Genomic DNA, 18,918 nt, shown 5'->3' with positions numbered 1-18,918 from the left:
TTTTGCCGACTGACACTACGCCTTCGCGAGCAGGCTCACTCCCACAGGTTTTACGCGAAGTGGATCAGAACGCGTAACGCACCTTCGCAGTAAAGCTGTCGGAGTCGAAACCGCTCGAAGTCAGATAGTTGTAAGAGCCGCCGACGCTCCACGCGCCCATCCGGTAGTTGGCGCCCAGGCCCAGTTCATAGCTGTCACGCACCGGAGTGGTACCGCGGCTGACGGACGACTCGCCCCCCAGCACGAAGGCAGATGTGGTGCTGACCTTGTCACCGATGAAGTCATGCCAGGCCATCAGCTTCGCTTCCGGTTCCAGGCTGCCGCTGCCGACATCGAATGCCGCCGCCAGACGTGCACCGACGCCCATCTCACCGACTTCATAACGCTGGCTGCCGACATTCAGCGACGCCGAGCTGCCCTTCTCGCGATAGGCATCCATGCCCACATTGGCATAGCGTGCGCCGACCTGGGGTTCCAGCACCACATCAGGCATCAGCCGCAGGCTGTAACCGGCCAATGCGCTCATGCCAAATACGTCACTGTCGTAATCAGCCTTAGCCTGAGTGCCAGCGATATAACGTTTGGATTCGTTGTCGTTCCAGCCGTACATCAGCGACGAGTCGACGAACCAGTTGTCATGCACCCAGTTGCTGTACAACGTCAGCGCATGACCAGTGACTTTGGTCTTGTTGCCCAGATCGGATTTCACATCGGTATCGAGGTAGCTGTAGGCCAGACCCAGCGTGGTATCGGCATTCAACTGACCATCGGCACCGACCGCGATCCCGTGGCTGTCGGCGTCATAACCGGCGACACCGCGACGCTCGTCCTGATTGGCATCGCTGCTCAGGGCTTGCAGCCACACGCCTTTTTCCGGGGTTCCGGTGGCTGAGCGCGCGCGACTGGAGCGATCACTGATCACGCCCGAGACCAGCGTCTGGCTGTTGGTGGCCGCGTGAAGTACTCCGCGGCTGACATCCGGGCTGAGGGTTTCACTCAGGCGCGCCAGTTCGGCATCGGTGCCGGCGTTGGCGAATGCCTGGAACACCGGATCCTGTTCATCGAGGCGTGCCAGCAGTCCTGGCACATGCCCGACCGCCGTCGCCGCGTTATCACTGCCGCCAACGGCCAGGGTGTTCTCGGCCAGCACCTCGCTCGACTTGGTCGTCACCACACTGGTGATGTCATTGCCGACCACACCGAAGCTCTTCACATCGAGCAGCGCGGAGGTCGAGGTCACAGTCAGGTTGCTGCCACCGACCAGATTCCCCGAGCTGATCAGGGTGTAGCGCGTACCGCCGGGGCTCACGCGAAAATCACTGGAACGTGCCAGCAGACGCAGTTGCGCGCCCGGGGCGATATCGGTGGTGCCGGTGACTTTCAGCACAGGCAGCGCCGGGTTGGTGTCATTGCCCAGGTACATCTCCAGCACCGAGTTCGACTCTTCCATATCGAAGTCGCCGATGAAGGTGGTGTGCGGCTTCATCAGGGTCAGCGTGCCCTCTTCGATAGTGACGTAGCCGGAGCGGATGGTCGAACCGTCGAAAGTCGCATCACCGTCGACCAGTACTCCAGACAGGCCGAGCAGGTCACCCTTCACCGCGCCGCCATAGAAATAGAAGTAGCTCGTGCCGTCATCGACCTGGATCGCCGCCTTGCCCCCCTCGATCAACCCGTTCATTTGATAGATGCCGAAAGGCAGGGCGCCACTGGCCTGGTCGCTGACATGCACACCGATATCCTCGCCGGAGATGGTTCCGCCGTTCCATAGTGCGGTGGCGTTGGCACCTACTGGACCGCTGAACTTGACCCCCTCGAATACCAATGCCTCGGCATTGGCACCGGTTGCACGGATTGTCCCCGTGTTGTTGACCGACAGGCTCAGCGTCGCGCCGTCGAGCAAAACGCCCAATGCATCGGTACCGCTTGCGTTGATGGTGCCTCGGTTGCTGAGCCCGGTCATGCTGGTATGCACCAGCAACAGGCCACTGGCGGTCTGGCCGCTGACGTCGATGCTGCCACTGTTGAGCAACGAATCGCCCAGCGTGCTGCCGAGATCGGAAATACCGCTGGAGGTGCCAGCGTCAGGCAACCCGTGAATCGCAATGGAGCCGTTGTTGATCAGTGCGCCGGTGATATGGCTCGCCACCGTACCGGCAGAGTTCAGGCTGATGCCCACGCCGAATTTGGCACCGTCAATCCGGATGTTGCCGTTGTTACGCAACTGGTCTGCATTCAGCCCCGCAAACTGCGCGCCGTAGGTCAGCGTCGCCGGTGAGCCGGGAGCGATCGTCCCGTTGCCGCTCAAGTCGACAAGCCCCAGGTTCTGCAGATTGCTGTTCAGCGATCCGCCGCTCAAATCGTAATTGAGGTTGGCGCCGGCCGCGGCTGCGAGGGAGGCGTGCAACGTGGCGGCGGTGATGGAGAGCGCCAGCAGGGAGCGGCGCAGGCAAGCGATATTCAAGTGAGAATCCCTTCCAGAACAAAACAGTTCAGCAGGGTTCACACATTCATGATGGCATCCCTACCGGCCAGCCAGAGAGAACCGGCGAGGCGTGGGGGAATTTACAGGAGCCATCATTTAGACACCATCAAAATGTCATAGGATTGGCGCCAATAATCAAAGAGCTGGTGAAAGGCGCAAGACGCGTCAGCCGACATTTACCTTGGGAATGGGAAACAGATTGTTCAGCGTCTCAAGCAACCTGACGTGATAGATCGGCTTGCGAAACAGATCCAGCACCTGCAAGCGCAGCATGTCGCTGACATCTTCCATATCCGCATGCCCGGACGTCACGATGACCGGCAAATGCTGACGCGACGTGTGCTCGCGCAAACGCTTGATCAGCGACATGCCGGACTCCTCCGGCATACGCAGATCCGTAATCACCAAGGCAATATCGGGATGCCGGGTCAGATGGTGCAACGCAAGCTTCACCGATGTCGCGGTATGGCAGACAAACCCCTCGCCCTCCAGCAACTCCGCCAACTCGAGCAACGCGTCCTCTTCATCGTCAACCAGAAGCAACTGTTGGCGCGGGATCGAGGAAGCAGTCATGGGCAATACCTGAAAACCGAGGGTGGAACAGAGTGTAGTGCGACAGTCGCCAAGTGCGAGTTTTATCCCGCTCAGGGCGTGGGTGCCGTTACCGCCGTACCACCCAGTGCCACCAGCAGATTATTGAACATGATCAGCACTCTGGCACCGACGGGCGTGACAAAGACCACCACCACGACCGCTACCATCGCGACCACGATTGCATACTCGATAGCCGAGGCAGCTTCGGTACTGGAGAAAAAGCCCCGGGCACGCATCTTCAAGTACTCAAAGAACATCACCGTTCTCCTCAGGGATTGGCAGCGCGACTATGGTGTTGCACGGGTTTGCGCGGTGCCACCCAGTCCGACCAGAATATCGTTGAAGTACTGCAGGACGCGGTTGCCCAGTGGTGTCACAAACGCCACGACGACAACGGCAACCATGGCCACCACTATCGCGTACTCAATTGCCGACGCCGCTTCTTCGTTCTTCACGAACAGCCGGGTCCTGGCCACCATATAGTCGATGATCATCTGAAACATACGTCCACTCCTTTGCGCCTCTGGCGCCGCTAACGCTACAGCGGCAAAGCCTCCACCGTGCTATCTGAGCATTGTCAACAAACCCCCGGTCAACAACTGTAAGAACGGATTAATCACAAAGAATTAATCAGTTGGTCGTGACGCTTAGTTCAACTGTTAATTGGCGATTGCTCATACTTTAGTGAGTTATTTTCCGGCCAGTAATGGCGTTTTGGCTTGGATCAGCTAGCTTGGAAATAGCGAAATAGTTGCATGTTCATAGCTGCCTGAATGCGAAATTCCCTTGTCAGGAAATACGGGCTTGTAGTGCAGCAGGAAAGGGAGAGCCGTCATGAACAGTCGCATCACCATGGGCCTTGCAGCATTACTTCTGCTGGGAGCAATTTTTGTCGGCTATTGGGGACTGGTGCTCAGTCGTCAACCGGCGCCTGTTGCCGAAGCGCCTTCCGCCCCGGTCGCCACTGTTGAAAAAACCGTTGCCGTCGCCGAAGACCAGACCCGTCAACCCGTGGTGGTGCTGCTGCACGATGTGCCGCCGTTCACCCCACTCACTGCCGCCGACGTGACCGTGGAAAAGCTGCGCAACGCACCGGCCGGCAGCCTTAAAAGTGTCGATCAGGTCGTTGGCCGCAAACCCTGGCGGCCGCTGTCTGCTGGCACCTGGCTGAACGACGAGAGCTTCGACGCCGGCGGTGCCCTGGCCCGCATGATCCACAGCGATGAACGCGCGCTGACCGTGGCAATCGATGAAGTGATCGGCGGCGCCGGGCAACTGATTCCCGGCGACTATGTCGATGTGCTGCTGTACCTGCGTCAGGACAGCAGCAACCTGCAACAGTCGGCGCAGGTTGTCGTGCCCGCCCTGCGCGTGCTCGGCGTCGGTGACCAATACGGCTTGACCAACGACGGTCAACCCGCCACACCGGCCCTGAGCAGCGACGACAAAATCAAACAGGATCAACGCCGGATCGCCGCGCGCACCGTGGTGCTGGCGGTGCCCGAGCAATTGCTGAGCCGGATGATGCTCGCCACCCAGGTCGGCACCTTGCGGCTGGCCGTGCGCAGCAGCGAAGAACAGCGCCTGGCCAAATACTGGGCCGGCGAAACGCAGTCGCCGGCGCACCTGGACAACGCCAACAGCCAACTCTTCCAGTTCACCCAACTGGCGCTGGGCAGCGGCCCGAAAGCGCCATCCAGCGCTGAACACGGCGCTGCGCGCAAAGCGATGGAAGTGATTCGCGGCAATCAGATTTCCCAACAAGCCCCATGACTGAGCAAGGATCCAAGTGCATGCAGAGTCGATTCAGGCCGATATTAAAACCTGTACTCCGGGCCTTGATACTGACAGGACTGTCGATGAACGCGGCCTTCGCGGCCACGGGCAATTGCTCGGCGCTTTCCCGCATGCCCCCGGTGATCGAGATCGGCGAAGGATTCCAACAGGACATCCAGTCGCCAGTGACGATCACCCGCGTGGCAATCGGCGACCCGAAAATCGCTGACGTGCACGACACCGGTCACTCATCTTTTCTGCTGACCGGGGTCGCCCCCGGCGCCACCAGTCTGATGGTCTGGACGTCATGCTCCAGTGAGCCGCGCCAGAGCATGGTGTTCGTTCAAGGCAGCGCCACTGCTGCTTTGACCAACGCCAGCCGAATGCCTTCCGATGATCCGACGCTGCCCTCGCAAGTGCAGACCGACATTCGCTTCGTCGAAGTCAGCCGCACCAAACTCAAAGAAGCCACCGCCTCGCTGATCGGCACCCGTGGCAATTTCCTGTTCGGCTCCCCGGGTACGCTGCCGCCCATCGACGGTGTACCGACCCCGAAACTGCCGGTGGACAACACCCTGTTCAACTTCTCGTGGATCGGCGGCAAGACCATGGCGATCATCAACGCCCTGGAAAGCAGTGGCTTCGCCTACACCCTTGCGCGGCCGAGTCTGGTGGCACTGAGCGGGCAGAGCGCAAGCTTTCTGGCCGGCGGTGAAATCCCGATTCCGGTGCCCAGTTCCGGCAGCGACAACGTGTCGATCGAATATAAGGAGTTCGGCATCCGCCTGACTCTGACCCCGACCGTCATCAGTCACGACCGCATTGCGCTGAAGGTCGCACCGGAAGTCAGCGAACTGGATTTGAGCAACGCCGTGCAGATCGCCGGCACCACCGTTCCGGCCCTGACCATTCGCCGCACCGACACCAGCGTCTCGCTGGCCGATGGCGAAAGCTTTGTGATCAGTGGCTTGATCAGCACCACCAACAGCTCGCAGGTGAACAAGTTTCCGGGGCTGGGCGATATCCCGGTGCTCGGTGCCTTTTTCAAAGGCTCGCAGATCAAGCGCGAAGAGCGCGAACTGCTGATGATCGTCACGCCGCATCTGGTACAGCCACTGGCGGCCGATGCGCAACTGCCGTCGCTGCCGGGGGAAAAACTGCGCAACTACGACCCGAATTTCTACCGCATGTTCTTCCTCGAAAACGGCAACTTCGACAAACGCAGCGGGTTGTCGCAATGAGCCAGAGCCTGAGCCAGACCTTCCTTGCGATCACCCGCAACAGCACCGATCTGGAGTGGCTGCAAAGCGCCCTCGCCCCCCTCGGTCAAGTGGTGAGTGCCGGTGGCGGCAGCCTCGACGAACTGCTGGCACTGGTCGACGTGACCTTTGCCAGCCTGGTGTTCGTCGGCCTCGACCGCGAGCACGTGGTGGCGCAGAGCGCACTGATCGAAGGCGCGCTGGAAGCCAAGCCGATGCTGGCGATCGTCGCGCTGGGCGACGGCATGGACAATCAGTTGGTGCTCAATGCGATGCGGGCCGGCGCCCGGGACTTCGTCGCCTATGGCTCGCGCTCCAGCGAGGTTGCCGGACTGGTGCGCCGGTTGAGCAAACGCCTGCCACCCGTGGCACCCAACACGCAACTGGGCGGCCTGACCGTGATGTACGGCGTGCAGAGCAGTTCCGACGGCGCGTTGCTGGCCAATCACATGGCGCTGGTGGTGCAAAAGAGCGGGCAGCAAACCTTGCTGCTGGACCTCGGCCTGCCCCGCGGCGACAGCCTTGCCCTGTTGGGGCTGGAGAGTTCGTTTCACTTCGGCGATGCCTTGCGCCACTTGCGCAGACTCGACGCCACACTCATCGACAGCGCCTTCACTAGCGCCGAAGCGGGCCTGCGGATTCTCGCCTACGCCAGCAACGACGAGCCACTGGAAAACACCAGCGCCGCCGAGCTGTATATGTTGCTCAGCGCGCTGCGCCAGCACTTCCAGCACATCGTCGTGAACCTCACCGGGCAAGCCGACAGCGAAGCATTGCGCACCTTCGTCAGCCACTGCGACAAGCTGCTGTGGTACACCGATCAGAACGTGCTCAACTGCCGCCGCAACCTCGCCGTGCTCAACCAGTGGCGCGAAAAAGGCATGAAACTCGATCATGGACGCCTGCTGATCGACCGTTATCTGAGCAACGTGGCGCCGAGCTCGGAAACCCTCGGCAAGACCTTCAATCTGGAAGTCATTGCGGTACTGGCGTTCAACCCTGAAGTGCGGCTCAACGCGAAAAATCAGGGCGTGAGTCTGTTCGAACTGGCGCCCCGGGAAAAACTCACCCAGAGCCTGCGCACCCTCGGTGAACGCCTGGCCAAACGCTCCGAGGGTCTGGCCAAACCGAAAGTCACCTGGTTCGACCGCTTGCGAGGTTCCTCATGAGCGCGGAAAAACTCTTCGGCGCACCGCAACGCGCAGGTCTCGGCAACACCGATCACGAAGGCCTGAAACTGGTGCTGCACCGCTACATCATCGACGCCATCGAAGAGTCGGGGAGAAACCTGCTGGAAGGCTCGCGCCAGCAGCTGGCGCAATTTGTCACCGACAAGGTCGCCGAATACATCGCCCGTTTGCACCTGGCGATTTCCCGCTATGAGATGGAGCGGCTGGCCGAAGAAATCGTCGACGAACTCACCGGCTTCGGCCCACTGGAGGTGTTGCTGCGTGATCCGTCGGTGACCGAAATCCTGGTCAACGGCCCGCACCGGGTGTTCATCGAACGCGACGGCGTGCTGCATCAAAGTGACTTGCGCTTCATCGATGCGCACCACGTCGAACGGGTCATGCAGCGAATTCTCGCACCGCTGGGGCGACGCCTCGACGAGTCTTCACCGATGGTCGACGCACGCCTCCCGGACGGCAGCCGGGTCAACGCGATCATCCCGCCGATTGCCCTCGACGGCCCGTGTCTGTCGATCCGGAAGTTTCGCAAGGACATGCTCAAAAGCACCGACCTGATGGCCATGCAGACGATCGACATGGCGATCTTCGACTTCTTCCAGGACGCCGTGGGCAAGCGCTGCAACATCCTCATCAGCGGTGGGACCGGCACCGGGAAAACCACGTTGCTCAATATTCTCAGCCAACTGATCAACCCTCATGAGCGTCTGGTGACCATCGAAGACGTCGCCGAATTGCAGCTCGGCCACCCGCACGTCGTGCGCCTCGAAACCCGTCCGCCGAATGCCGAGGGCCACGGCGAAGTGAAAGCCAGCGACCTGATCCGCAACGCCCTGCGGATGCGTCCCGACCGGATCATCCTCGGCGAGATTCGCGGCGTCGAAGTGGTCGACGTGCTCACCGCGATGAACACCGGCCACGACGGTTCGATGAGCACCGTGCACGCCAACAACGCGCAGGATGCTTTGCTGCGACTGGAGACGCTGGTGGGCCTTACCGGCCGCACGATCGCCGAACGCACCTTGCGCCAGATGATCTGCGCGGCGCTCGACGTGGTCATTCAGTTGACCCGCATGCCCGACGGCCGCCGCTGCGTCAGTGAAGTGGTGGAAGTGGTCGGTATCCGCGAGGACGTCTACGTCACCAACACCCTGTTCCGCCTCGACCGTCGCACTGGTTTCGGCTTCCTGCGCGAAGCCGTCAACCCGGCCGGCGACAAGTTGCGCAACGACGCCCATCCGGGCTGACGGCAAGGAGCACCGAGCATGCTTGGACCGGTCATTCTCATCATCATGTGTCTGATTCTGCTCGGGCTGTCGATCCGCCTGTTCCTGCATGGCATCCACAAGACCGCCAACGAAAAGGTACTCAATCGACTCGCCGCCGGCCAACCGCAGATCGCTGTGGAAAAAACCCGATGGGTGGGCCTTGAGCGAATGTTTCTGCGCGCCGGGCTGGGCCGCCCGACCGAGCGTTTCGGCCTGTGGCTGAGCCTGTGGGCCATCGCCATATTGCTCGGTTACCTGCTGGGCCACTGGCTCGGATTGCTGGTGGCGCTCCTCATGCCGCCGGTGATTTTGCGCCTGTACATTTCGTGGCTGTACCGCCGCCGGCTCAAACGCATGATCGAGCAACTGCCGCAGTTGCTTGATCACACCGTGCGCAGCCTCAAGTCCGGCCGCACCCTGAGCGACGCGGTCATGGGCGGAATCGAAGCCAGCGACGATCCGCTGAAAACTGCCATGGGCCGGGTACAACGCAACGTGCAACTGGGGGTCAATCTGCCGGACGCCGTCAGCGACTTCGCCGAGCTCTATGAGCAAGACGAACTGCGCATGTTTGCCCTGGGCCTGAAGGTCAACCACCGCTACGGCGGCAACGCCAGCGAGCTGCTGGAGAACCTGATCAAACTGATCCGCGAACGTGATCAGGGCGCTCGCCAATTGCGCGCGATGACCGGCGAAACCCGGATGACCGCGTGGGTGCTCGGCGCGCTGCCCGTGATACTGGTGAGTTACTTCATGCTGACCAATCCCGGCTACATGCTCGGCATGTGGCACGACTCCGGTGGCCAGACCATGCTGATTGCCGCACTGGTGCTGCAGGTGCTCGGCTGCCTTGCGCTGTGGCGCATGTTGCGGAGCGTCTGACATGATCTTTCTTGTCGCCCTCATGTTGTTGCTCGGTGCGTTTTTGCTGGTGGCCAACCACTTGCTGACCGAACGCCGCCGCGAGCGCCAGGTGACTCAACGCCTGCAAGGCAACCTGGTGCGCGAAAGCCGCCTGGGCAACTGGTTGCGCGCCTTGGGCAACAGCCGGTTTGGCCGACGCTCGGTGAGCATCGACAGCGAAACCCAGACCCTGCTCAGCCGCCTCGGCTGGCGCCGCGCCAGCGAGCGTTCGTTGTACGCGGCGTGTCAGATCGGCACTCCGCTGCTGGCGCTGGGTGTCGGACTGTTTTTGCGAGAGGTGTTCTTCCCCCACGCGCCGAACGGCTGGCTGGTGCCGATGCTCGCCACCGGCGCCGGTTACCTGCTGCCCAAACGGCTGCTGGCGTACGCCGCAGCGCGCCGGCAGAAAATCATCGCCGTAGAAATTTCGACATTCATTCCGCTGCTGCGCATCCTGTTCGAATCCGGCATGGCGGTCGAACAGGCGCTGCGTGTCCTCAGCACCGAAGGGCAAAAACTGCTGCCGGAACTGACCACCGAACTGCGCCTGATCCTCAGCCGCGTCGACTCGGGCCTGGAGCTCGGCCAGGAACTCAACAAGACCGCCGTGATGCTCGCAGTGGACGAATTCACCGACACCTGCGTGATCCTCCAACAACTGATTCAACAGGGCGGCGGCGCGATGAAATCGCTGTTGTCGCTCAAGCAATTGCTCGACGACCGACGCCTGACACGGCTGCAGGAGTACGTGTCGAAAATGTCGGCAAAGATGTCGGTGGTGATGATGCTGTTTCTATTTCCGGCCTTGCTGATCGTTCTGGCCGGTCCTGGTTTCACTGCCATTTCAAGGGCGTTTGCAAACTGACGTGGGCTCATGGAGAGCGTTTGATGAAAGTACTGATTGTCATGGCAAGTCTGTTGATGCTCGGCGGTTGCGCCACCGACGGCCAGGCGCCGTGGACGGCGATGCTGTCACCGTCCAGTTGCAGCAAATTGAGCTCTGAACAGGAGCTGTCCCTGAACCTGGCGGACGATCTGGCCAACGACGGCAAACTGCACGCCAGCCTCGCCAACCTGCAGAGCATGCCCGACAACTTGAGCGAAGTGCGCCTGCGCAAAGCCAAGGTCTACCGCCTGCTCGGCCGCAGCGAAGCCGAGCCGCTGTACCGCGGTTTGCTCGGCGGCTGCCTGACCGCCGAAGCCGAACACGGCCTGGGCCAGCTCTACGCCGCCCGCGGCGACAACGGCCAGGCCCAGGCCCACCTGCAACGCGCCGCACGCCTGGCCCCCACCGACGAAAAAATCCGCAACGACCTCGGCGTGGTCTACCTCAACCAACTGCGCCTCGAAGACGCCCGCTTCGAATTCCTCACCGCCATCGAACTCAAGCAGAACAATCAACTGGCAACGATGAACCTGGTGTCATTGCTGCTGTACCAGAACAACTGGCAACAAGCCGCCGAAATCGTCAGCCGCGCCAAACTGACCCCGGCGCAATTTACCGAAGCCCAGGAACGCGCGGAAAAACTCAAAACGCCGATCCCGGCGAAACCGGCGACCGGCAATCAAGTGGCGGTAGCGGCTGATCCGCAACCGTCGACAATCAAATAAGGAGACAGCCATGAACGCACTCAAAGGCCTGTGCTACCTGAGCTTGTTGAGCTTGCCGCTGAGCGCCCTCGCCATCGACGCCGGCCCGGCCTCCGCGCAGCAACAGGAAACCGAAGGCTGGCTGCTGCTGCAAAGCCGCAACAAAGCCGCCTCGGAAAAAAACCAGACCGCCACCGCCGCTGAACGGGAACTGGCGATGCAGCGCTGGCTGAAAAAGTACAAATACGAAATTCCGGATTTCTACGACCCGGATGCGGGCGGCAAGATCGAGACCAACAAGTGATTTGATGTTGGCCGCCATACCGCCATCGCGAGCAGGCTCGATCCTACAATGGGATGGGGTGTGGTCTGTTGGAGGTTGGGCGGCTGTCAGGTCGCCTTCGCTGGCAAGCCCGCAGTGATTGAGTACATCTGCGAAGGATCCGTCGCCTGTCAGGACGTCTTTGCGAGCAAGCCCGCTCCCACAATGGGATGGGGTGTGGTCTGTGAAGGCTGGTCGGCTGTCAGGCCGCCATCGCTGGCAAGCCAGGCTCCCACAGGGATTGAGTGCATCTGCGAAGGATCCGTCGCCTGACAGACCGCCTTCGCGAGCAAGCCCGCTCCCACCATGGGATGGGGTGTGGCCTGTGAAGGCTGGTCGGCTGTGAGGCCGCCATCGCCAGCAGGCTGGCTCCTACAATTTAGCAAGCGCACACACCATGCGGCGAAGCCGCCCCACTCCAGGATGAGCGCAAGCTCGGCTGCAGCTCTTGATCTTGATCCACGGGCGACGTCGGAAGGCTGAGTGGAGGGATTGATCCGGGGGTGGGAGCGCAGCGACCGTTTGGCGCAGCCAAACACAGCGAGAGGAGGTGCAGCGAAGCAAACCGTAGGCGCTGCCCCCGGATCGATCCCGGAGCGAAGGAACCCCGAGCCCCAGCGAGCGGGCCGAACGCAGGAGCAAGCCTTTTTGGTTACTTTTTCGGCGTCTGGAAAAAGTGACCCGCCGTAAGGGCGGAACCCTAATCCGCCATCACCAAAAAAACGGATATACACCCAAACCACCCGAAGCCTGGTCGGCCCACAGGCCGCCAAGGTCAATGCGCCGTCACCCGCTGCCGCAAAGCCGCCCCACCGGGAGACAACGCCAACGCCAACTGCGTCCGGTTATGCATATGCGTCAACCGCAAAACCTGCGACACATAAAGCTTCACTGTGTTCTCGGTAATCCCCAACTCACAGGCAATCTGATAATTGGTCTGCCCCTTGCCCACCAACCGCGCCACATCGAGCTGGCGTGGCGACAGTTGTTGAAAGATCTCCGGCATTTCCTGCTGCTCGCTGTCGGGCGCTTCCCCACCCATCACATCACGAACCACCGCCGCCGGACTGCGCCGAACCTTATCGAGATCCTGATAAAGGTCATCAATCGACTCGGACAAAAATTGCAGCTTCTGATTCAAATGCCCCAACTGCACATTTTTATGCCGTTCGTGCAAAGCCTGCTCCTGACGCTGCAAGCCCTCGAGCAATTCCGTCAAAACAATCGGCTTCTGATAGTAATCGGCAATTCCGGCACGCAACGCCTTGATCACGTCCTGCTTATCGGCGCGCCCGGTGAGCATGATCGCCTCGAACACCCGGTGCTTGCCGCAGATCCGCTGCAACGCCTGCACCAGCTCGATGCCATCCATGTCCGGCATGTGCAGGTCGCACAGCACCAAGCCGATATCGGCATCTTCACTGAAGCGCGCGATCGCCTGCTGACTGGATTCACAGGGTACGCAGCGGTAACCGCTGCTTTCGAGAAACTCGCACAACTCCTCCACGATCAAGGGCTGATCGTCAACCACGAGGACTTTTATCGCAGACGTAAGCTTGTTCACGTGCCACTCCATGCCGTAGGCCAAAGCTGACCATTCCTGTACTGCCAGACTTTGGCTGTATAACCTGCTCATTTGAAAGTAGACGCACTTTCCGACTATGTACATAGGACTAGTGGCATCTGGCGACTAATGGATCCAATGTATCGAAAGCAATACACCGATCAGCACGAACGGTGCAAATGGCAGCTTTTTTGACTTTTCCGGCTCCAGATAACGAAGATGTTCTCTAACTCGTTGACTCATATGCAGCCAGAGTCTTGGCGCTATGAGCAGCCAGATCAAACTTGCCAGGCCAGCGCCGATAAACGCGCCAAGAATGAACAGACCGTCCGTCGCAAGCCCCAGTGCTGTCATTAATTTCACATCGCCGGCCCCCATGCGGCCCATGAAATACCCCGGTAGCGTTAGCACCAGCGCAATCAGAAAAGCCCAACCACCCTGCCCCGCATCGGCGCCGAGCCAGGTGTTGCCGGTCCACAGCAAATACCCCAGCGCGAGCGCACCTGCACCGAGTGTCAGAAGGTTGGGAATACGCCGCTGGCGGGCGTCGAAGGCGGCACACATGGCCAGCCAGACAAGAAGGGTGAAGCTGAGCATTCGGTAAAAACCGTCCGTTTTGGCTGAATGATTCTATGCTGATACTACGCAGTGACTGTCAGGGTAGACGCACTCATGAAAACCGGCTTTCGCAAGTCGCAAAAAGGCGCGGTGGCGATTGAGTTCGCCTTGGTATTCGTGATCTTTTTTGCGGTGTTTTACGGTCTGGTCAGCTACAGCCTGCCATTCGTGATGATGCAATCGTTCAACGAAGCCACATCCGAGGCGATCCGCCGCAGCGTACAGGTCGATCCGAACACTCCCAACTATTCAACGGTGGTGGTGAACACCGCAAACGCCGCGCTCACCCAGCAATTGTCCTGGGTGCCGCCGGCCTTCAATCTGGTAATCGGGGTCGATACCAATGCGGTCTATAACACCGGCAGTGCCTATGGGCCCAATGGCACGCTGACCGTCTCGGTGAAATACCCGGTCAGCAAGCTGAATCAGGTCATCCCCTTTCTGGTACTGCCGGGGATAGGCACGGTGCCGAACCTGCCGACCAATCTGACCGCCATTTCGAGCCTGCAATTTTGACGGCCGGCGACAATCTCTTCGGGCGTTTGCTCAAGCGCGCACCGACCGCCGCCCTCGACCTGCCCGACCCGCTCGGGACGCCGCCGGTCGGCCTGCATGTGTATCTGGACGACGACGGCGGCGTGCTGCAAATGGCCGGCCCGCTGCGCCACCTGCTCGCGCAACACCCCCCGCATGAGCCGCCGTTACCGTTGCGTGCCTGCCTGCTGCCACACAGCACACTGGCGATCCACGGCCGCCCGGCAGATTGGCAGGGGCAAATGTTCGATCTGGATTTCCCCGGTCTCGGCGATCAGATTCTGCACCTGCGTGGCTGGGTGCAGCCGTCGGGCAACGGCTGGCTGATGCAACTGCTGGACATCGCCGACCTGTTGCTCGAACGCCAGCAGTCCCGTCATCGCGAAGCCAGCCAGTTGATCGGCGGACAAATCAGCGAGCAGGTGCGCATCTGCGGCCTGAGTCGCCTGCCGCAGGTCGTCAGCGAACAACTGCAACTGATCGCCCAGCGCTGGCATATCCCCTGCCTGGGTCTGGCGCTGCTCGACGAGCAGACACAAGGCTGGCAGATCTATCGTCAGTTCAGCGCCTACGATGCGCCCACACTCTGGGAGGACGGCCAGCGTCTGGGCACGTCACTGGACAGCCTGAGCGGCAGCGCGCCGCAGCGGATCGGTGCGCAGCATGGCCTTGACGAACATGCGCGGGTGCAAGCCGTGTTCGGCAATGGCGAAGGGTTGGCTGTGCCCTACAGTGATGAACGCGGCGTGGTGGCCTGGCTGCTGTGCGGTTTTTTTGCGCTGGATTCGGCCGCGCCGTACCTCAAAGACCGGGACTGGATGGCCTTGACCAGTGCCCTCGCCGGCCCGTTGCTCGGGCGTTTGCGTGAGCAGCAACATCACCTGCAACTGGAGCGCCTGGAATCCTTGCAGACGCTGCTCGGCACCGGCTGGTGGGAAATTCAGGCTGACGGCAGCGAGATCCAGTTGGCCCCCTCACTGACCAGCGCCCTGCAGTTGAGCAACTCGCGGCTGGCAGTCGAAGACTGGCTGGCGCTGCTGCATCCCGCCGACCGCGATGAGGTGCGCAGTCGTCTGCAGGCCTTGCAGCAACAGGGCGAGCCGCTGACGCTGTGTGTTCGCCTCAACCGACCGGAGGCCGGGCAAAACTCGACGTGGTATCGCCTGCAGGGTCAGACCAGCGGCAACGGCGAACAGCGCCGGCTGATCGGTTTCATGCTCGACATCAGCGACATCAAGAACCAGCAGCAACTCGCCGCCGCGGCGCACGCACGGCTGGACAACCTGATCGCCAGCTCACCGGCGGTGATTTACGTGCAGCACTACCTCGAGGGGGCTTTGGTGCCGGCCTTTTTCAGCGCCAGCCTGCAACCGTTGCTGGGTTGGAGCCTGGCCGATTGCAGCGCCAGCGCACTGGTCGAAATGATTCACCCCGAAGATCGCGACGGGTATTTCCAGCGCACCCGCCAACTGCTGCGCGAGGGCTCGGTGAGTACGCGTTATCGGTTGCGCGACAGTCGCGGGGTTTATCACTGGCTGCTCGATGAGGCCAGACTGCTGCGCAACGATCTCGGCCTGCCGGTCGAAGCCGTCGGCTTGTGGCTGGACGTCACCGAGGCGACGCAAGCCGCCGAACAAGTGAGACAAAGCGAAGAGCGCTATCGGATTCTGGTGGAAGACTCACCGGCAATGATCTGCCGGTATCGACCTGATCTGACCCTGACCTTCGGCAACCGGCCACTGGCGAATTATCTGGAATGCACCCCGCAGGATCTGCCGGGGGTCGATCTGGGCGGCTGGATGTCCGACGAGCAACGTAGCGCATTCAAGCATCGCGTGTCCCTGTTGACCCCGGAGCTGCCGGTGAGCACCGCGGAAATCAGCCTGCAGCTGCCGGGGCGCGAGCATGCATGGTGGGTGTGGTCGGATCGCGGTGTGTTCGACGAACACGGACAGTTGATCGAGGTACAGGCCGTGGGCCGCGACAACACCGAAGTGCGCCGCTCGCAGCAGCAACTGACACAAAGCGCAAAAATGGCCACCCTCGGCGAGATGGCCACGGGACTGGCGCACGAAATCAATCAGCCGCTGAACGTGATGCGCATGGCCATCGTCAACGTGCTCAAGCGCCTGGGCAATGGCGATGTGCAGATTGATTACCTGACCGACAAGCTCAATCGTATCGATGCGCAGGTCGAGCGCGCGGCAAAAGTGGTGGATCACATGCGCGTGTTCGGCCGCCGTTCGGAGATCGAACAGCAACTGTTCAACCCGGCCTCGGCCATCGAGGGCACGCTGTCGCTGCTGGCCGAAGGCATGCGCGGCAAAGGCGTGGATCTGCGCATCAGCGAAACCGCGTTTGTGGTGCAGGTGCGCGGGTTTGTCGACCAACTGGAGCAGGTGTTGATCAATCTGATGGTCAATGCCCGCGATGCGTTGCTGAGCAAACGCGAGAAGGATTCGACGTTCAAGCCGTGGATCTCGATCTACGCCGAACGTGATGATCAGAAGGTACGGCTGTGGGTCGAGGACAACGGCGGTGGCATTGATCCACGGCTGCTGGAGCGGATTTTCGAACCGTTCTTCACCACCAAACCGGTGGGCGTCGGCACCGGGCTGGGTCTGTCGGTCAGCTACGGCATCATCGAGAACATGGGCGGCCATTTGAGCGTGCGCAACTCGGTGGAAGGCGCACGCTTCTGCATCGAGCTGCCACTGGCGCCGGACGCCTAGATCACCAGATAGGCTTTGCCGGTCTGGCCGCAGGTCATGTTGGCGCCCACATCGACGTCCATCAGATTGATGCCCAGGCTATTGAGCAGGTTGTTCAGCAAGGGGTCGAGCAGCGGGCTGAGCAGGTTGGTAATCAATGGCTGAAGAATGGTAGTAACGCTGCTGATCAGACTGGCCACACCTGTAACGATGGCACCCAGGGGGTTGCTGCCCAAAGGTTGATAAACAATCAGATTGATCCCCGCCAGCGTGCTGGCCAGGCTGTTGACGATGTTGCTCGATGGCGCAGCGGAAATCACACTGGGCGGCAGCTTCAGGTTGGGCGGCGTCGCGAATGGGGTCGCGCTGGAAAACACCAGGTTCTGAGTATTCTGAGCCACGCTGGTGTTGACCATGATCGCAATCCCGCCGGCCCCGTATTGCACATGCGTGCTCTCGTCGCAGCTGCCGATCCCGAGAATCTTGTGGCAGGTCACGGTGCCCAGATCCACAAGAGGCAGCGGCGTAACGGTGGGTTCCGCGGACGACGAAAAGGCATTGGTCGGGTCAATCTTGCCAACCTTCAGATCGGCAATCGAGGTGATGGTGTGCGCAGTCAGGCTCTTGGTGCCCGTGGTACCCGTCGGGCAGCTGTAATCAGTGACGTAGCTGATGGCACCACCGGCATCCAGGGCGATATCGATTTCCGGGGACGGCAATAGCAGCGGGTCGAGTTGTTGGCAACCGGCACCTAGCAGACAGCCGACCGAATTGAGAGTCGCTACCAGGTTGAGGCTCAGCAGAGCATTCAGGGTCGGGGTCAAAGTTCCGACCAGCCCCAGTACCGCATTGACCAGACCGGTCACCCCGGACAGCACCGGCAGATTCACCGACAGCATCGTGCGAATCTGCGCCGTGCGCACATAAATCCGGTTCGGTCCCGTCGGGTTGGCCTTGGCCAGCGCCGGATCACCGATCGCGGAGAACTGCGGCGGCTCGATGACTTTGACCCGCACCGTGACGTTCGCCAGCCCCAATACGCTGATCGGCACCGTGGCGGACACCGCGCTGTTGCTGTTGGCCAGTTGCACCACGGCCTGCACCAGTTGCAGCAACTGCAGGTTGGCATCCAGCCCCGCCGCAGTGGTACCGGTCTGCAGTTGCAGGATGTCGCCGAGCTTGACCGGCGCGGCATTGATCGCGGCAATTTGCAGCTGGCCCAGTGCGGTGATCACGTCGGCGGTCGCGCCGTTGAGTTGCACCACGGTGGCGGCGGCTTGAATCAGCTGTGTGACGGTAGCCTGGGTGTTGAGCAACTGGGTGTAATTGCCGGCGGCCACGTTGAGATTGATCGCCAGTTGATTGAGGTAACTGAGCAGGTTGACGTTGGTATTGAGCAAACCGTTCCAGCCCAGCGCGGTCAAGTTGACGTTACCGCCGAGCAGCGATGAAAACAGCGGATTGAGAATGTTCGACTGAGCCGTGTTGACGCTCGCCAGCGTGCTGCGAATGTTCAATTGCGCGACGGTCGGCTGTGGCTTCGCGGCGACGGCAGAGGCATTGAGCGTCGTGTTGAGGCTCACCGGCGTCCCGCTGAACAACGCCTGCACGCCGCCGGCAATGCTGGTGATGACGGTGCGGCTGGCGGCGACTTTCACGGCGGCGGCTTGAGTGGCGTCTACCGTGAAGGTGCGCAAGCCTGTGGCGGCGGTGACCAGCGTGCCGCATGTGGTAACAAGGGTGTCGCTGGCATCGACTGTGTAGCCGTTACGCACGGCGCTTTGTCCGGCGTAGGTCGCGGCCGTCAGACCGGGCAGGCAGGTGCCACCGCGACTGACCGCTTCCAGCGCGGCGTTATCCACCACCCGCTGCAACTTGCGTTGTTCCATGTACAACCGGCCGGTATCGACCACGAGCAACATCAATACCACTGCCAGGCTGAGGGTGACTGCCGCCATCAGCCCGATAGCCCCGCGTTGCCGCGCCGGGCTGTTGAATTGCGAACGGGGCGACATCGCGCACTCCTTTGCCGGCCCTGTGCCGGGCGCTGCCTCCATGGGTGCAGTTGAGTGTAGACGGCGCTAGTCGCAGCGCGCCATTTCGTGCG

17 protein-coding genes are annotated in these 18,918 nt (G+C 61.1%); 10 read left to right on the top strand and 7 right to left on the bottom strand.

Annotated elements, in window-relative coordinates; all coding sequences use genetic code 11:
- Positions 1-64: 64 nt before the first annotated feature.
- The 4 genes from V9L13_RS24070 to V9L13_RS24055 all read right to left on the bottom strand — a co-directional run bounded on the left by V9L13_RS24070 (position 65) and on the right by V9L13_RS24055 (position 3,573).
- Complete coding sequence (locus V9L13_RS24070; RefSeq protein ID WP_338800712.1) at positions 65-2,464, bottom strand: autotransporter domain-containing protein; 2,400 nt, start codon at positions 2,462-2,464, stop codon at positions 65-67.
- A 186-nt stretch (positions 2,465-2,650) separates the two neighbouring features.
- Positions 2,651-3,058 carry a response regulator gene (locus V9L13_RS24065; protein WP_262143623.1) on the bottom strand — a complete coding sequence of 136 codons (408 nt, stop codon included), beginning with the start codon at positions 3,056-3,058 and terminating at the stop codon, positions 2,651-2,653.
- A gap of 71 nt (positions 3,059-3,129) precedes the next feature.
- Positions 3,130-3,336 (bottom strand): Flp family type IVb pilin, encoded by a 207-nt coding sequence (locus V9L13_RS24060; RefSeq protein ID WP_003221332.1) that lies wholly within the window; start codon positions 3,334-3,336, stop codon positions 3,130-3,132.
- Positions 3,337-3,366: 30 nt separating this feature from the next.
- Positions 3,367-3,573: a Flp family type IVb pilin gene (locus tag V9L13_RS24055; protein WP_045122703.1), complete on the bottom strand. Its 207-nt coding sequence runs from the start codon at positions 3,571-3,573 to the stop codon at positions 3,367-3,369.
- A 340-nt stretch (positions 3,574-3,913) separates the two neighbouring features.
- Between V9L13_RS24055 and cpaB the strand changes: the two genes are divergently transcribed.
- From cpaB to V9L13_RS24015, 8 genes are read left to right on the top strand one after another with little or no spacing between them, the layout of a single operon-like run.
- A complete protein-coding gene (gene cpaB / locus V9L13_RS24050) occupies positions 3,914-4,852 on the top strand; it encodes a Flp pilus assembly protein CpaB (protein ID WP_338800711.1) in 939 nt (312 codons plus the stop codon).
- Between the two features lie 20 nt (positions 4,853-4,872).
- Positions 4,873-6,096 (top strand): type II and III secretion system protein family protein, encoded by a 1,224-nt coding sequence (locus V9L13_RS24045; protein WP_045122276.1) that lies wholly within the window; start codon positions 4,873-4,875, stop codon positions 6,094-6,096.
- Positions 6,093-7,283 carry a hypothetical protein gene (locus V9L13_RS24040; protein WP_003221323.1) on the top strand — a complete coding sequence of 397 codons (1,191 nt, stop codon included), beginning with the start codon at positions 6,093-6,095 and terminating at the stop codon, positions 7,281-7,283. Before V9L13_RS24045 ends, V9L13_RS24040 begins: the two co-directional genes overlap by 4 nt.
- On the top strand, positions 7,280-8,548 hold the full coding sequence (locus V9L13_RS24035) for a CpaF family protein (protein WP_003221319.1): 1,269 nt from the start codon (positions 7,280-7,282) through the stop codon (positions 8,546-8,548). The genes V9L13_RS24040 and V9L13_RS24035 overlap by 4 nt, the downstream gene beginning before the upstream one ends.
- Positions 8,549-8,566: 18 nt before the next feature.
- Positions 8,567-9,451, top strand: a complete 885-nt coding sequence (locus V9L13_RS24030) for a type II secretion system F family protein (RefSeq protein ID WP_262143627.1) — start codon at positions 8,567-8,569, stop codon at positions 9,449-9,451.
- A gap of 1 nt (position 9,452) precedes the next feature.
- Positions 9,453-10,337: a type II secretion system F family protein gene (locus V9L13_RS24025; protein ID WP_003221315.1), complete on the top strand. Its 885-nt coding sequence runs from the start codon at positions 9,453-9,455 to the stop codon at positions 10,335-10,337.
- Between the two features lie 23 nt (positions 10,338-10,360).
- Positions 10,361-11,083, top strand: coding sequence for a tetratricopeptide repeat protein (locus tag V9L13_RS24020; RefSeq protein WP_338800710.1), 723 nt, complete (start codon positions 10,361-10,363; stop codon positions 11,081-11,083).
- Between the two features lie 10 nt (positions 11,084-11,093).
- Positions 11,094-11,366: a DUF3613 domain-containing protein gene (locus V9L13_RS24015; protein ID WP_338800709.1), complete on the top strand. Its 273-nt coding sequence runs from the start codon at positions 11,094-11,096 to the stop codon at positions 11,364-11,366.
- A gap of 793 nt (positions 11,367-12,159) precedes the next feature.
- On the opposite strand, the gene V9L13_RS24010 is transcribed toward V9L13_RS24015, so the two are convergent.
- Positions 12,160-12,948, bottom strand: coding sequence for a response regulator transcription factor (locus tag V9L13_RS24010; RefSeq protein WP_338800708.1), 789 nt, complete (start codon positions 12,946-12,948; stop codon positions 12,160-12,162).
- A gap of 126 nt (positions 12,949-13,074) precedes the next feature.
- Positions 13,075-13,545: a prepilin peptidase gene (locus tag V9L13_RS24005; protein ID WP_338800707.1), complete on the bottom strand. Its 471-nt coding sequence runs from the start codon at positions 13,543-13,545 to the stop codon at positions 13,075-13,077.
- Between the two features lie 75 nt (positions 13,546-13,620).
- Here V9L13_RS24005 and V9L13_RS24000 point away from each other — a divergent pair, with 75 nt between their 5' ends.
- Positions 13,621-14,082: a TadE/TadG family type IV pilus assembly protein gene (locus V9L13_RS24000; protein WP_103520870.1), complete on the top strand. Its 462-nt coding sequence runs from the start codon at positions 13,621-13,623 to the stop codon at positions 14,080-14,082.
- A complete protein-coding gene (locus V9L13_RS23995) occupies positions 14,079-16,832 on the top strand; it encodes an ATP-binding protein (protein WP_338800706.1) in 2,754 nt (917 codons plus the stop codon). The genes V9L13_RS24000 and V9L13_RS23995 overlap by 4 nt, the downstream gene beginning before the upstream one ends.
- On the opposite strand, the gene V9L13_RS23990 is transcribed toward V9L13_RS23995, so the two are convergent.
- Positions 16,829-18,826, bottom strand: a complete 1,998-nt coding sequence (locus V9L13_RS23990) for a pilus assembly protein TadG-related protein (protein WP_338800705.1) — start codon at positions 18,824-18,826, stop codon at positions 16,829-16,831. The two genes, V9L13_RS23995 and V9L13_RS23990, sit on opposite strands and share 4 nt — an antisense overlap.
- Positions 18,827-18,918: the final 92 nt, after the last annotated feature.

The organism is Pseudomonas sp. RSB 5.4, assembly GCF_037126175.1.
Taxonomy (GTDB): Bacteria; Pseudomonadota; Gammaproteobacteria; order Pseudomonadales; family Pseudomonadaceae; genus Aquipseudomonas; species Aquipseudomonas fluorescens_H.
Note: the sequence above shows the minus strand (reverse complement) of the source record. Positions and strands in the feature narration are given on the sequence as shown.